Source organism: Tenacibaculum sp. SM2510 (genome assembly GCF_057002845.1).
In genome coordinates this window covers 2,377,501-2,391,124 of record NZ_CP192703.1, presented here as the reverse complement: position 1 = coordinate 2,391,124, position 13,624 = coordinate 2,377,501, and the positions used below count along the sequence as shown (strand labels likewise).

The following is a 13,624-nucleotide window of genomic DNA, read 5'->3' as shown; positions in this document are numbered from 1 at the left end:
CTTTTTTGCAAATATACTTTTATCTACTTAAAAACAAATGTTTCTCTCCTATATTAACCAATTCGGTATTTCTAATATCATGTACAATTTCTATAGATTGCTTGGCATCTATCAATCCGAAACCTTTTCCTTTTAAAATGCCTTTATAACTTTCGGTATGCAACTCTGTAAATCCGCCACTAAACTCTATTTCTTCTCCATCCACCGTTATAGAGCGATAGGTTCTTTGTCCGTTTTCTTGAATTTGCTTTGGTAATGAATTTTCATCTATAGATAAAAACCAACGCACTCTTGCATTTTCAAACTCTAGATAGCCTGCCGATTTATCTTTTTCTCTTAAATGCACCAAATTCTCTTGTACCTCACCAAAAATCCAAGAAAGCATATCGTAAAAATGCACTCCGATATTTGTTGCTATTCCTCCCGATTTACTTTCATCTCCTTTCCATGAAGCATCGTACCAATTACCACGAGAAGTTATATAGGTTAAATCGATATCGTATTTTCCTTTTTTACTCTCTGATTCTACTTTCTTTTTTAGCGCAATAATACTTGGGTGCAATCTTAATTGCAAAATCGTATTAATTTTATTTCCAGATTCTTTTTCTATTGCTTGTAAAGCATCTACATTCCACGGATTTAAAACTAATGGTTTCTCACAAATAGCATCTGCTCCTCTGCGCAAAGCCATTCTTATATGTGAATCGTGTAAATAATTTGGCGTACAAATACTCACATAATCGAGCTGAATATTTTGCTGGCGTTTAATTTTTTCTATATGACGATCGAATCGCTCGAACTCCACAAAAAAATCTGCCTTTGGAAAATAACTGTCCATCACTCCCACACTATCAAATTTATCGAGCGCAGCTATTAAATTATTATTAGTGTCTTTTATAGCTCTTAAATGACGTGGAGCTATATATCCGGCGGCACCAATTAAAGCGAAATTTTTCATTATAATGTTTTATCTGTTAATTCTTGAGGTAGAAAATTTTTTACATCATATACAACCCCATTCTCCTTTTTCAACCTCAATAAATCTACTTGTTTAAATTTATTGTGTGATACCGCTAAAACAACAGCATCATATTTTTTCTTATAAAGAGTATCATTTAAACTTATGCCGTATGTATCTGAAACCTCTTTTTCTTTAGCCCACGGGTCGTGAATATCAACATTAACTCCGTAGCTTTTTAAAGCGTGATACACATCAATTACTTTTGTATTTCTAATATCCGGACAGTTTTCTTTAAACGTTATTCCTAAAATTAAAATCTCAGCATTTTTAACTTTCACATCTTCAGATATCATCAATTTCACCACTTCTGATGCAATATGATTACCCATACTGTCATTCAAACGCCTTCCTGATAAAATTATTTCGGGATAATACCCAAATTGCTGTGCTTTTTGCGCTAAGTAAAATGGATCTACTCCAATACAATGCCCACCAACTAAACCTGGTTTGAAAGGTAAGAAGTTCCATTTTGTCCCTGCTGCCTCTAAAACTTCGCTCGTATTAATATTCATTAGGTTGAAAATTTTAGCCAACTCATTCACAAAAGCGATATTAATATCTCTCTGGCAATTTTCTATAATTTTTGAAGCCTCGGCTACTTTAATAGAGGGTGCCATGTGAGTTCCTGCAGCAATTACCGACTTATATAAATCATCAACCTTTTGAGCCGTTTCTTTTGTAGATCCTGAAGTAACTTTTAAAATATTTTCTACAGTACGAATTTTATCTCCCGGACTTATTCTTTCTGGTGAATACCCTACATAAAAATCTTGATTCAATTTTAACACTGATTCTTCTTCTAACACAGGTACGCAATCTTCTTCTGTTGCCCCTGGATATACGGTAGATTCGTAAATAACGATATCGTTTTTCTGTAAAACAGTTCCTATTGTTTTACTAGCACTTAATAAAGGTGCTAAAATAGGTTGGTTGTTTTTATCTACAGATGTTGGCACTGTAACAATATAATAATTACAGTTTTTTATATCATCAGCATTACTTGTTACAAATAAGCCTTTTTTATCAGAATCGCTGTCTACTAAAACAGCTTTTAATAAATCGTCACCTACCTCTAACGTTAAATCTAAACCTGACTTTAACTCTTCAACTCTTTTAGATTTTATATCGAAACCAACAACCGAATATTTAGTTGCAAATAACCTTGCTAAAGGCAACCCTACATAACCCAATCCTATGATTGCAATTTTCGACTTATTCATTAATTATGATTTAGCAACTTATAAGATTAAGCCTACACTTAATCTATCTATTAAATTAATTTACGAAATTACAAAAAAACTATAGGAAGTAATATGTTAAACAAAAAAAAGTCTCATCATTTCTGATGAGACTTTCTGTGGGCAATGAGGGATTCGAACCCCCGACCCCCTCGGTGTAAACGAGGTGCTCTGAACCAACTGAGCTAATTGCCCCGATATTTTTTTAATTCCGTTTCGGTGTGGAATCCTGTGGGCAATGAGGGATTCGAACCCCCGACCCCCTCGGTGTAAACGAGGTGCTCTGAACCAACTGAGCTAATTGCCCCGATATTTTTTTAATTCCGTTTCGGCTTGGAATTCTGTGGGCAATGAGGGATTCGAACCCCCGACCCCCTCGGTGTAAACGAGGTGCTCTGAACCAACTGAGCTAATTGCCCTCAATTGCGGGTGCAAATATAGTATTGTTTTAGAAAAAAACAATAATATTCTACTTTATTTTATAAAATTTCTGCAACAACAAATGTACTTCCTCCAACGTAAACTACATCGTCTTTACTTGCTCTTAGCTTCGCTGCTTCAAAAGCTTGATTTACAGAATTAAACGAATCACCAATCAAATTGAATTCACTTGCTGCTTCTTTTAATATTTTTTCTAACATCCCTCTTGGAATAGCCGGTTTACAAAAATAATAAATTGCTTTTTCAGGAAACATTGGTAAAATATCCTTTAAACTCTTGTCAGAAACCACTCCTAAAACAATATGTAATGCTTTAAACTTTTCTTTTGCAAGTTGTTTTAAGGTATAGCTCAAACCTTCTTTATTGTGTGCTGTATCACAAATTATTTTTGGTGCAGTTTGTAAAATTTGCCAACGCCCTTTTAAATTGGTGTTTTTAACAACGTTTAACAAACCCTTTTTTATATTTTCTTCTGATATTTTAAATACTTTTAACTGCTGAATAGCCTTTACAGCTGTTTTTATATTATTAGATTGATAATCGCCTAATAAATCGGTTTCATAACTAAACGCTTCATCCGAAGCAAAAAGAATTTTAGCATTACAAGCATCTGCTTTAGCTATAAAAACACTTTCAACTTCTTTTTGTCGTTCACCAATAACTACTGGAACTCCGTTTTTAATAATTCCCGCTTTTTCAAAAGCAATTTCTGGCAATGTCTCTCCCAAAAACTGTGTATGATCTAAACCAATATTTGTAATTACCGACACTTCTGGCGTAATAATATTTGTAGAGTCCAATCGCCCCCCTAAACCTACTTCTATAATAGCAATATCAACTTGTTGCTTTGCAAAATAATCGAATGCCATTCCTACTGTCATTTCAAAAAATGACAAGCGTTGTGTTTCTAAAAAGAATTTATTTTCTGATATAAATGCAACGACACTCTCTTTACCTATTTCTTCTCCGTTTATTCGAATACGTTCAGTAAAATTTTTAAGATGTGGCGAAGTATATAACCCTACTTTATAGCCTGAATCTTGTAATATAGAAGCTATCATGTGACTTGTAGAGCCTTTTCCATTAGTTCCACCTACGTGAATCGTTTTAAATTTCTTTTCTGGACCCCCCAACTCGTTACTTAAAGCAATACTATTGGTTAGATCTTTTTTAAAAGCTGTTTTACCATGATTTTGGTACATTGGCAGTTGCGCAAACATCCAAACTAGGGTTTCTTGATATGTCATATATCTATTTTATAACCTCTCAATATTAATTGAGATGAAATTTTATTAAAAGCCAATTATTTAGACAAAGAAAACTTGTAGATAATGGTTCCTCTTTGTTTTGACGGCGCATTTACCGTTGCATTCCATTTTGTTCTTAAAGCAGCTTCTTTAGCTGGTTTTAACAAACACGCTGCTGTATTTGTTGATCCTTTTACTCCCGGAATAGCTTTGATAACTTTTCCGTTTTGATCAACCTCAATACTAACGACCACCGTACCTTCTTCCTGGCAATCTGGTTTTCGTATCGGCTTAGAGAGTGCTGTTCTTCCTTCTAAATTATAATTTCCTCCAGAACCACTTCCTGAATTCCCATAATATTTACTAAAATTTGGATCGCCTTTTTCGTTTCCTTTTACGCCCGATTTGTCATCATCTCCCTCTCCTTTTGCTTCCCCATCTTTCGATGTTCCGTTTAACAAACTATTTAACGCATCCGTTGTTTCTTTTGATGGTTTAGGTTTCGGCTTCTTTTTTGGTGTTACTTTTTTAGGCGTTTCTTTTACTACTTCCTTTTTTTCTTTTGACTTTTCTATAACAGGAACCTCTTTTAAAGTTTCACTCGTAATTACTTCTTCCTGCACAGTTTCTTGCGGTATTTCTTTTACAGGTTCTTCAACAACTTCTTCTTGTGGTTTTTCTGGTGCCGATTGGGATTTTATCTTCTCGACAGGTTCACCACTACCAACTTCTGAATTACCGAAATTAATAGCCAATCCGTATTCTATTGGTGGATCTAAATATTTCATTCCGAAATTGAATACTCCAACAATTAAAAGCATCAGAATAACAGCAGTAATAATTGCTGATTTACGTTTATGTTCGGTTTCAAATATTTTCATATTACTAACTCCTCAATACTGTTTTAGCATCCTTCGAAAATAACTCGAAGTATGAATCAATTTATTTAGCTTTAACAGCTAAAATCATTTTTAATTTATTCTTATTCGCAATATCAATAACTTTCATTACGCTTTTATAAGGAGCATTTTGATCACCTCTAATAACGATGGTTTTCTTTTTTTCTGCCCCTACTTTTGTTAGAATTGTTCGTTCTAAGTTAGCTGAATTCACCTTAGTTTTATCAATGTAAAAAGCAGCTTTATCAGTTATGGTAACTGCAACTACTTTGCTACTTTCTGTTTTACCGCCTGCCTTTGGTAATAATACATCAATGGCACTTACCGTAACTAATGTTGATGTTAGCATGAAAAATATTAATAACAAGAAAACAATATCCGTCATAGACGACATATTAAAACTTGGATCAACTTTATTTCTTCCTTTTAAATTCATTAGGCTGGTTCGTTTAATAAATCTAAAAACTCCACTGATTTTGCCTCCATTTGATGTACCACTTTATCAGTACGAACAACTAAATGGTTATATGATATGTAGGCGATAATACCTACAATTAATCCGCCTACTGTTGTTGTCATTGCCGTATATAATCCGTCAGAAAGCAGTTTAATATCAATCTGACCACCTGAATTTGCTATTTCATGTATTGCAACAATCATTCCTATTACCGTACCTAAAAAACCAATCATTGGTGCAGCTCCAGCAATCGTTGCTACTACAGAAACGTTTCTTTCTAATTGATACACTTCTAATTTTCCGGCATTTTCTATTGCTTTGTTAATATCATCTAATGGTTTTCCTATTCTAGAAATTCCTTTTCCGATTAAGCGTGCTGTAGGAGAATTAGTATTCTCACATAATGCTTTAGCACTTTCCAACTTTCCGCTTGTAATATGATCTCTAATCTGATTCATGAAGTTTTTATCTACTTCAGAAGCTGCTTTAATAGCAAAAAAACGTTCGAAATAAATGTACAATGCTACGGCTAACAATACAAAAAGTAGACCTATAATAATTTGACCACCTAAACCACCATCTTTAATTAACTGAATTACAGACAATGTTTTTTCTTCGGATATTGTTTCTTGTAAATTTTCTTGAATAAATAATAACATCTACTTATTTTTTAAGTGCTTTTAATACTAACGACTCTTTGCTACTTTAATTGTTCAAAAAAAATCATTTTGAATTCCACAAAGCACAATATAATGTACTTTCCTTTTTTCAAAATGATTTTTTATTTTACTGTATTATTATAAAATGATACTTCTCATGATAACGAAAGCTATAGACCCTACCAAAAAGCCAATAAACGCTAACCAAGATATTTTTTTTAAGTACCAAAAGAAATCAATTTTCTCCATACCCATTGCTACAACTCCTGCTGCAGAACCGATAATTAACATTGATCCTCCTGTTCCTGCAGAAAAGGCGATAAAATGCCATAACGGATTATCTATTGGTTCAGAAAACATTCCTAATGACGCAGCTACTAATGGTACATTATCTATTATTGCTGATCCAATACCTAATAATATTACTACTAAATCAGATACATTTGTACCCGCTACTTCTGTTCCCATTAACGGAATACTTTGCTTTAAACTATCCGCAAAATTAAATAAAATACCTAATGATTCTAATGCAGCAACAGCCATTAAAATACCTAAGAAAAATAAAATACTAGGCATCTCAATTTTAGATAATGAAGCATGTACAGGGCTGTGGTGTGCGTGAGCATCTGACTCTTCACTATTATAATCTGTTAATGAGAACTTAGATCTACTATAAATTTCAGCAAAAGTAGCTACCACTGCTAAAGACAACATCATACCAACATAAGGTGGTAAGTGTGTAACTGTTTTAAAGAAAGGTACAAACACAATTGCTCCTAAACCTAAATATAACATTCTAGCACTATGAGGGCTTTTTTTACTTTCTTCTTCTTTTTCATCAGATTCAATATTACCTTGAAAAGCAGGTAAAAATGAAGCTATAACGGTTGGTACAATCATACATAATAATGATGGTATAAATAAGTACGCTACTAACATTTGTGTGCTTACTTTTTTACCAATCCATAACATAGTTGTTGTTACATCTCCAATAGGAGACCATGCTCCACCTGCGTTTGCAGCAATAATAATTAAACCCGCAAACCAAATTCTATCTTCTCTTCTTTTTACTATTTTCTGTAAAATAGAAATTAATACGATTGTTGCAGTAAGGTTATCTATAATTGCTGATAAAATAAATGCTAGCACACCAAACATCCACAGAATTTTCTTCTTGCTTTTTGTTTTTACGTAATCTTTAATTGTTGAAAATCCATCGAAATAATCTATAATTTCAACAATTGTCATTGCTCCTAAAAGAAATACTAATATTTCCGCTGTCTTTCCTAAATGATGTAATAAAGTTTCTTCAACTAAATGTAACTTATCATTATGAGGCAAACCTGCAAAACCTTCTACTAAAGCATGCTGTGATGAATCAAACCAATTTGTAAAACCATCAACCCCTAATGCCACTAATGCCCAACAAATGGCCATCATTACTAAAGCTGGAATTAATTTATCTAATTTTATATTATGTTCTAAAGTAATGGCTAAATACCCCATTACAAATACTAAAATAATCGCTGCTTCCATTGTTTAAATTTATATCAATTCTTTTAATGCAATTTCAAATGCTGTTGAACAAATTTTTGTTTTCGACGCACTTTTTGTGAATGCTCTTTGTAATGCTTTCTTTATAATGTTTGATGTATCATCAAAAATAGCCTTATCTTCCATAGGTAACGCTACTTTTGCTTCCATTAAGTATGCAAAAACTCTTGCGATACCACAATTAGAAATAAAATCTGGTAATAAACTTAAATGATTGTCTGTATATTCCATAATTGGTCCGAAGAAAATTTCTTTATCCGCAAAAGGAACATTTGCCCCTGGAGAAATTACTTCTAAACCTGTATCAATCATTTTTTGTACTTGATCTTGAGAAACCAATCTTGAAGCTGCTGCTGGAACAAATATCTCTGCAGGCAAGCTCCAAATTTTACTGTTGATTTCATCAAAAGGAATCATCTTATCAGTAACTAATTTGTTACCATCTTTAGCTAAAAATAAATCCTTCATTTCTTCCATAGAAAATCCTGCTTCATTTATAACTCCTCCTTCCCTATCTATAATACCTACAACTTTAGCCCCTAACTGTGTTAAATAATAAGCTGCTGCAGAACCTACATTTCCAAAACCCTGAACAATGGCTCTTTTGCCTTCAATATTTCCTCCATAAATATTATAGTAATGCTTAACTGCTTCTGCAACACCGTAACCAGTTAACATATCTGCAACTGTATATTTTTTTGATAAATCTGGTGAGAATTTTTTGTCTTCAATTACTTTAATTACTCCTTGACGTAATTGTCCAATTCGGTTGATTTTATCGGCCTCAGTAGGTTTAAAATGCCCATTAAAAATACCTTCTTGTGGATGCCAAACTCCGCAGCTTTCTGTAATCGGAATTACATCTTTATCTGCATCTACATTTAAATCTCCTCCTGTACCATAATAATGTTTTAATAACGGAGTAACCGCTTTATACCAACGTTCTAAAACACCTCTTTTTCTTGGGTCATTTGGATCGAAGTTAATTCCTGATTTTGCACCTCCAATTGCTGGTCCAGAAACAGTAAACTTCACCTCCATTGTTTTTGCTAAAGATAAAACTTCATTCTTGTTTAATCCTTTACGCATTCTTGTTCCTCCACCGGCAGCACCTCCTCGTAATGAATTAATTACTGTCCACCCTTCAGCATCAGTTTCTTGATCTCTCCAATGAAAAACAATTTCTGGTTCTTTTTGTTCGTATATTTTAAGTAAATCTTTCATAAATATCTTCTAATAAATTTTCAACTTCAATTCGTTATAATCTATAATATTATTTTTTAAACAGTCTCTTAAAGAGAAGTTAAAGTTGTGTCATTTAAAAAGGTTTTTGATTGTTATTATTGCTGTTAAAAACAGACAGTCACAAACTTACCATAAAAAAATGATAGCTCAAATATTTTGATTTAAAAATACGAGGGATTAAAAATCACTCCTGAAGAATGGTCTTTTTTTGCACCCGTTACACTCCGCAAACAATTCACCTGATTTTCAACACGTAACAATCCTAAAAAAGCAAAAATTATGGCTTCTTTATAATTGATAAGTTCATTAGATTGAATTGCTATTTTATTTCCAGCATAAAATTCGATTCTCTGCATTAAAAAAGAGTTAAAAACACCGCCTCCAGTTATTAAAACCGATTCATTTTCATGAATAACTCTCCCTATTTGAATTGCTGAATGCTCTATAAATGTTCTTAAAATTGTTGGAATATCTCTTTCTAATTCATCAATCAAAGGCAAAATATTTGTCTGCACCCATTCTAATCCTAATGATTTTGGTGGCGTTTTTTTATAAAACTCTAAAGCGTTTAGTTTTTCTAATAATCCAAAATTTATTTCACCTGTCTCTGCTATTTGCCCTTTATCATCATATTCAAATCCTAGTTTTTGCACATAGTAATTTAACACGATATTTACAGCACAAATATCAAAAGCTATTCTGTTTTCATTTTCTTTAAACGACACATTTGCAAAGCCTCCAAGATTTACACAGTAATCATAATTAGCAAATAATAACTTATCTCCTACAGGTACTAATGGAGCTCCTTGTCCACCTAAATTAACATCTTGAGTTCTAAAATCACAAATCACTTTTTGTTTAGTAAGTTCAGATATCTTCTTTCCATTACCAATTTGAAGTGTAATGCCTTTATCTGGTTCATGCAAAACTGTATGTCCGTGAGAGGCAACAAAGTCAATATTTTTTATCTTATTTTTTTTAGTAAAAACATTAATCTCGGCTCCTAACAATTCACCGTATTCAATGTCTAATTTTAATAATTTTTCTTCAGAAAAATGAATGGCTTTTTGCAACTTTTCTTTCCAATCATCCTTATAAGAAATAGTATCTGTAGCTAGTATTTTAAAGTTTTTATAATCCTTTTTATCAAACTGAACATACACTAAATCTATTCCATCTAATGATGTTCCAGACATCAAACCTATAATAAAGTAAAAATCGCTATTCATATCTGTAAAAATAATAAAACTCTGTTGAAAATATGCTATGAAAAAAGTATCTTTGGAATCAATTTTTACGAATATAATAATCATATATAATGGATTTTAGTTTAACAGAAGAACACATAATGATTCGTGATGCAGCCCGTGATTTTGCACAAAACGAATTATTACCAGGAGTAATTGAAAGAGATAATGCACAAACCTTTCCAGACGAATTAGTTCGTAAAATGGGTGAAGTTGGTTTTTTAGGTATCATGGTAGATCCTAAATATGGAGGAAGCGGAATGGACGCTATTTCTTACGTATTAATTATGGAAGAACTTTCTAAAATTGATGCTTCTGCCTCTGTTATGGTTTCTGTAAATAACTCATTAGTATGTTATGGACTAGAAGCATATGGAACTGAAGTACAAAAACAAAAATATTTAACAAAATTAGCTACTGGTGAGCAAATCGGAGCGTTTTGTTTAAGTGAACCTGAAGCAGGATCTGATGCAACTTCTCAAGCTACAACTGCCGAAGATAAAGGAGATCACTATTTATTAAATGGTACCAAAAACTGGATTACCAATGGTGGTCGTGCAGGTGTTTACTTAGTAATCGCACAAACCGATCGTAGTAAAAAACATAGAGGTATCAATGCTTTTATTGTAGAAGCAGGGATGGAAGGTTTTCATGTAGGTCCTAAAGAAGATAAATTAGGAATTCGTGGTTCTGACACGCATACTTTACAGTTTAACGACGTAAAAGTACCGAAAGAAAACAGAATTGGTGAAGACGGATTCGGTTTTAAATTCGCTATGAAAACATTATCAGGTGGTCGTATCGGTATTGCTGCACAAGCATTAGGTATCGCTTCAGGGTCTTACGAATTAGCTTTAAAATACTCTAAAGAGCGTAAAGCATTCGGAACCGAAATTTGCAACCATCAAGCAATCGCATTTAAATTAGCTGATATGCATACAGAAGTTGAAGCTGCAAGAATGTTAGTAATGAAAGCTGCCTGGGATAAAGATCAAGGTAATAATTACGATATGTCTGGTGCAATGGCAAAACTATATGCTTCTAAAGTTGCTATGGAACAATCTGTTGAAGCGGTGCAAATTCACGGTGGTAACGGTTTCGTAAAAGATTATCATGTAGAGCGTTTAATGCGTGATGCAAAAATTACTCAAATTTACGAAGGAACTTCTGAAATTCAGAAAATTGTTATTTCAAGAGGTATTATCAAAGGATAAAACTTGTCTATTTAAGTATTATTGAAAACAAAATATATCTTGTTTGAAGATAGCTTACAAAGTAAGTCCAGAACTATATATTAAAAGTCCATCATTAGTTTGATGGACTTTTCTTGTATTAAGCGTAATCAACATAAGGGCGTTACCACAAGGGTCGCGCTTTCCGTACTCGCTTTCTGTTCATCCTTCACAAAAGAGCTCAAACAAAACTGCAATCGCTAACGCGTGTAATTATTATTACAAATCTTTAAATTCTAATTTGTGTAAATGCAAACCAGAAGCAGGAGCAATATTTTTAATAAACTCAATATCAGAAGTAGGGTTTAAACTTTCTTTAATAAAATCTAAATCAAATTCTCCTTTTCCTAAATCATGTAAAGCTCCCATTATTAAACGGATTTGATTTCTTAAAAAACCTTGCCCTCTAACTATTAACACAAAACTTTCTTTTGGAAAAAAAGAAGCTGTTAATTCTGTGTTTTTTTCAATTCTACAAAACACAATCTCTCTTTCAACTTTTGTTTCTTCAGTTGGTTTTGTACAAAAACGTTTATAATTATGAAAACCTTCAAATAACAAGGCTCCTTCTTTCATCAAATCAACATCCAATTGTTCTCTAAAACGAGTTAAGAATGGCGCAGCATAAGGATGGTTTTTTTCTCCGTATGAAAAATAATAACGATATTCCTTTAACTTCGGATGTTGAATAATATTAAAATTTTTATCAATATCTTCAATCTTCAAAGCGCACATATCTCCTGGCGCATTCGCATTAAAGTCAACCATAAATTGGTCAAAATCTACTTTCTCATCAATAAATAATTGAAAAGCAAAATGAGTTGCAGAAACTCTTGCATCAGTTCTTCCAACACCTAAACTTTTAAGACGAATACCCTTATAGATAAATTTGAGTGTTTTATCCAAAAAAAGATGCCCTGTTTTTAAGTTTGGCTGCTTTTGCCAACCATGAAAACGAAACCCCAAATATTGTAAGGTAACTAAGTAGGTGTATTTATAATTCATCATAACTAAAGTAGTTAAATTTCGCGTAAAAAAAAACCTCAATCTATAACTAGATTGAGGTTTAAAAGAAAGGCAACGACCTACTCTCCCACCATTGGCAGTACCATCGGCGCAAATGGGCTTAACTTCTCTGTTCGGGATGGAAAGAGGTGAGCCCCATTGCGATAATCACCTTAAATTGTTTCAGTATATTGCAACTGTATAAGTTAACATATTAGTAAAATCATATCGTAAATTATCAAAAGAGTTTGCGTCCCGGTCCGAAGACCGGGAACTATACATAAGCCTATGGGTTATTAGTAATACTCGGCTATGACATTACTGCCTTTACACCTGTATCCTATCAACGTGGTAATCTTCCACGACCCTTTAAAGAAATCTCATCTTGTGGTGGGTTTCGCGCTTATATGCTTTCAGCGCTTATCCCTTCCCAACGTAGCTACTCTGCAATGCTCCTGGCGGAACAACAGATACACCAGAGGTTAGTTCAACTCGGTCCTCTCGTACTAAAGTCAAATCCACTCAAATTTCTAACGCCCACAGCAGATAGAGACCGAACTGTCTCACGACGTTCTGAACCCAGCTCGCGTGCCACTTTAATGGGCGAACAGCCCAACCCTTGGGACCTTCTCCAGCCCCAGGATGTGACGAGCCGACATCGAGGTGCCAAACCCCCCCGTCGATGTGAGCTCTTGGGGGAGATCAGCCTGTTATCCCCGGAGTACCTTTTATCCTTTGAGCGATGGCCCTTCCATGCGGAACCACCGGATCACTATGCTCTACTTTCGTACCTGATCGACCTGTATGTCTCTCAGTCAAGCTCCCTTATGCCATTGCACTCTACGCACGGTTACCAAACGTGCTGAGGGAACCTTTAGAAGCCTCCGTTACTCTTTTGGAGGCGACCACCCCAGTCAAACTACCCACCACGCACTGTTCTCATTGCTGAGTTAGACTCTAGATAAGCAAAGGGTGGTATTTCAAGGACAACTCCACAACGCCTAGCGACGCCGCTTCATAGTCTCCCACCTATCCTACACATTACTTATCCAAAACCAATACGAAGCTATAGTAAAGGTTCACGGGGTCTTTTCGTCCCGCTGCGGGTAATCGGCATCTTCACCGATACTACAATTTCACCGAGCTCATGGCTGAGACAGTGTCCAGATCGTTGCACCATTCGTGCAGGTCGGAACTTACCCGACAAGGAATTTCGCTACCTTAGGACCGTTATAGTTACGGCCGCCGTTTACTGGGGCTTCATTTCATTGCTTCGCCGAGGCTAACAACTCCACTTAACCTTCCAGCACCGGGCAGGTGTCAGGCCTTATACATCATCTTTCAATTTAGCAAAGCCCTGTGTTTTTGATAAACAGTCG

At 34.2% G+C, this 13,624-nt stretch carries 11 protein-coding genes, 3 tRNA genes and 2 rRNA genes (1 of these 16 cut by a window edge); 1 reads left to right on the top strand and 15 read right to left on the bottom strand.

Annotated elements, in window-relative coordinates; genetic code table 11:
* Positions 1-19: 19 nt before the first annotated feature.
* From ACQ629_RS10770 to ACQ629_RS10715, 12 genes are all read right to left on the bottom strand, one after another.
* The gene (locus ACQ629_RS10770) at positions 20-958 is read right to left on the bottom strand and encodes a Gfo/Idh/MocA family protein (protein WP_483704813.1); all 939 of its coding nucleotides are present in this window, start codon (positions 956-958) and stop codon (positions 20-22) included.
* The gene (locus ACQ629_RS10765; protein ID WP_483704811.1) at positions 958-2,241 is read right to left on the bottom strand and encodes a nucleotide sugar dehydrogenase; all 1,284 of its coding nucleotides are present in this window, start codon (positions 2,239-2,241) and stop codon (positions 958-960) included. The genes ACQ629_RS10770 and ACQ629_RS10765 overlap by 1 nt, the downstream gene beginning before the upstream one ends.
* 138 nt (positions 2,242-2,379) lie before the next feature.
* Positions 2,380-2,454, bottom strand: a tRNA-Val gene (locus ACQ629_RS10760).
* Between the two features lie 37 nt (positions 2,455-2,491).
* A tRNA-Val gene (locus ACQ629_RS10755) sits at positions 2,492-2,566 on the bottom strand.
* Positions 2,567-2,603: 37 nt separating this feature from the next.
* Positions 2,604-2,678: transfer RNA gene (locus tag ACQ629_RS10750), tRNA-Val, on the bottom strand.
* Positions 2,679-2,738: 60 nt separating this feature from the next.
* Positions 2,739-3,947, bottom strand: a complete 1,209-nt coding sequence (locus ACQ629_RS10745) for a bifunctional folylpolyglutamate synthase/dihydrofolate synthase (protein ID WP_483704809.1) — start codon at positions 3,945-3,947, stop codon at positions 2,739-2,741.
* A 56-nt stretch (positions 3,948-4,003) separates the two neighbouring features.
* Positions 4,004-4,828 (bottom strand): energy transducer TonB, encoded by an 825-nt coding sequence (locus ACQ629_RS10740; protein ID WP_483704808.1) that lies wholly within the window; start codon positions 4,826-4,828, stop codon positions 4,004-4,006.
* 61 nt (positions 4,829-4,889) lie between these two features.
* Entirely contained in the window at positions 4,890-5,282 is a 393-nt protein-coding gene (locus ACQ629_RS10735; protein WP_483704807.1) for an ExbD/TolR family protein, read from the bottom strand.
* Complete coding sequence (locus ACQ629_RS10730) at positions 5,282-5,962, bottom strand: MotA/TolQ/ExbB proton channel family protein (protein WP_483704806.1); 681 nt, start codon at positions 5,960-5,962, stop codon at positions 5,282-5,284. Before ACQ629_RS10730 ends, ACQ629_RS10735 begins: the two co-directional genes overlap by 1 nt.
* Before the next feature lie 138 nt (positions 5,963-6,100).
* Complete coding sequence (nhaD, locus tag ACQ629_RS10725) at positions 6,101-7,498, bottom strand: sodium:proton antiporter NhaD (RefSeq protein ID WP_483704805.1); 1,398 nt, start codon at positions 7,496-7,498, stop codon at positions 6,101-6,103.
* 9 nt (positions 7,499-7,507) lie between these two features.
* A complete protein-coding gene (locus tag ACQ629_RS10720) occupies positions 7,508-8,740 on the bottom strand; it encodes a Glu/Leu/Phe/Val dehydrogenase dimerization domain-containing protein (protein ID WP_483704804.1) in 1,233 nt (410 codons plus the stop codon).
* 182 nt (positions 8,741-8,922) lie between these two features.
* Complete coding sequence (locus ACQ629_RS10715; RefSeq protein ID WP_483707213.1) at positions 8,923-9,990, bottom strand: anhydro-N-acetylmuramic acid kinase; 1,068 nt, start codon at positions 9,988-9,990, stop codon at positions 8,923-8,925.
* Positions 9,991-10,079: 89 nt separating this feature from the next.
* On the opposite strand from ACQ629_RS10715, the gene ACQ629_RS10710 reads away from it, so the two are divergent.
* Positions 10,080-11,222, top strand: a complete 1,143-nt coding sequence (locus tag ACQ629_RS10710) for an acyl-CoA dehydrogenase (protein WP_483704803.1) — start codon at positions 10,080-10,082, stop codon at positions 11,220-11,222.
* 237 nt (positions 11,223-11,459) lie between these two features.
* On the opposite strand, the gene ACQ629_RS10705 is transcribed toward ACQ629_RS10710, so the two are convergent.
* From ACQ629_RS10705 to ACQ629_RS10695, 3 genes are all read right to left on the bottom strand, one after another.
* Complete coding sequence (locus ACQ629_RS10705) at positions 11,460-12,248, bottom strand: tRNA pseudouridine synthase A (protein ID WP_483704802.1); 789 nt, start codon at positions 12,246-12,248, stop codon at positions 11,460-11,462.
* Positions 12,249-12,312: 64 nt separating this feature from the next.
* Positions 12,313-12,421 (bottom strand): 5S ribosomal RNA (rrf, locus tag ACQ629_RS10700).
* Positions 12,422-12,521: 100 nt separating this feature from the next.
* A 23S ribosomal RNA gene (locus ACQ629_RS10695) occupies positions 12,522-13,624 on the bottom strand; it runs 1,781 nt beyond the window's last position.

Excerpts from the sequence above, each read along its gene's own strand:
- ACQ629_RS10770 (WP_483704813.1), bottom strand. The coding sequence starts at position 958 with ATGAAAAATTTCGCTTTAATTGGTGCCGCCGGATATATAGCTCCACGT.
- ACQ629_RS10765 (WP_483704811.1), bottom strand. The coding sequence starts at position 2,241 with ATGAATAAGTCGAAAATTGCAATCATAGGATTGGGTTATGTAGGGTTG.
- ACQ629_RS10745 (WP_483704809.1), bottom strand. The coding sequence starts at position 3,947 with ATGACATATCAAGAAACCCTAGTTTGGATGTTTGCGCAACTGCCAATG.
- ACQ629_RS10740 (WP_483704808.1), bottom strand. The coding sequence starts at position 4,828 with ATGAAAATATTTGAAACCGAACATAAACGTAAATCAGCAATTATTACT.
- ACQ629_RS10735 (WP_483704807.1), bottom strand. The coding sequence starts at position 5,282 with ATGAATTTAAAAGGAAGAAATAAAGTTGATCCAAGTTTTAATATGTCG.
- ACQ629_RS10730 (WP_483704806.1), bottom strand. The coding sequence starts at position 5,962 with ATGTTATTATTTATTCAAGAAAATTTACAAGAAACAATATCCGAAGAA.
- nhaD (WP_483704805.1), bottom strand. The coding sequence starts at position 7,498 with ATGGAAGCAGCGATTATTTTAGTATTTGTAATGGGGTATTTAGCCATT.
- ACQ629_RS10720 (WP_483704804.1), bottom strand. The coding sequence starts at position 8,740 with ATGAAAGATTTACTTAAAATATACGAACAAAAAGAACCAGAAATTGTT.
- ACQ629_RS10715 (WP_483707213.1), bottom strand. The coding sequence starts at position 9,990 with ATGAATAGCGATTTTTACTTTATTATAGGTTTGATGTCTGGAACATCA.
- ACQ629_RS10710 (WP_483704803.1), top strand. The coding sequence starts at position 10,080 with ATGGATTTTAGTTTAACAGAAGAACACATAATGATTCGTGATGCAGCC.
- ACQ629_RS10705 (WP_483704802.1), bottom strand. The coding sequence starts at position 12,248 with ATGATGAATTATAAATACACCTACTTAGTTACCTTACAATATTTGGGG.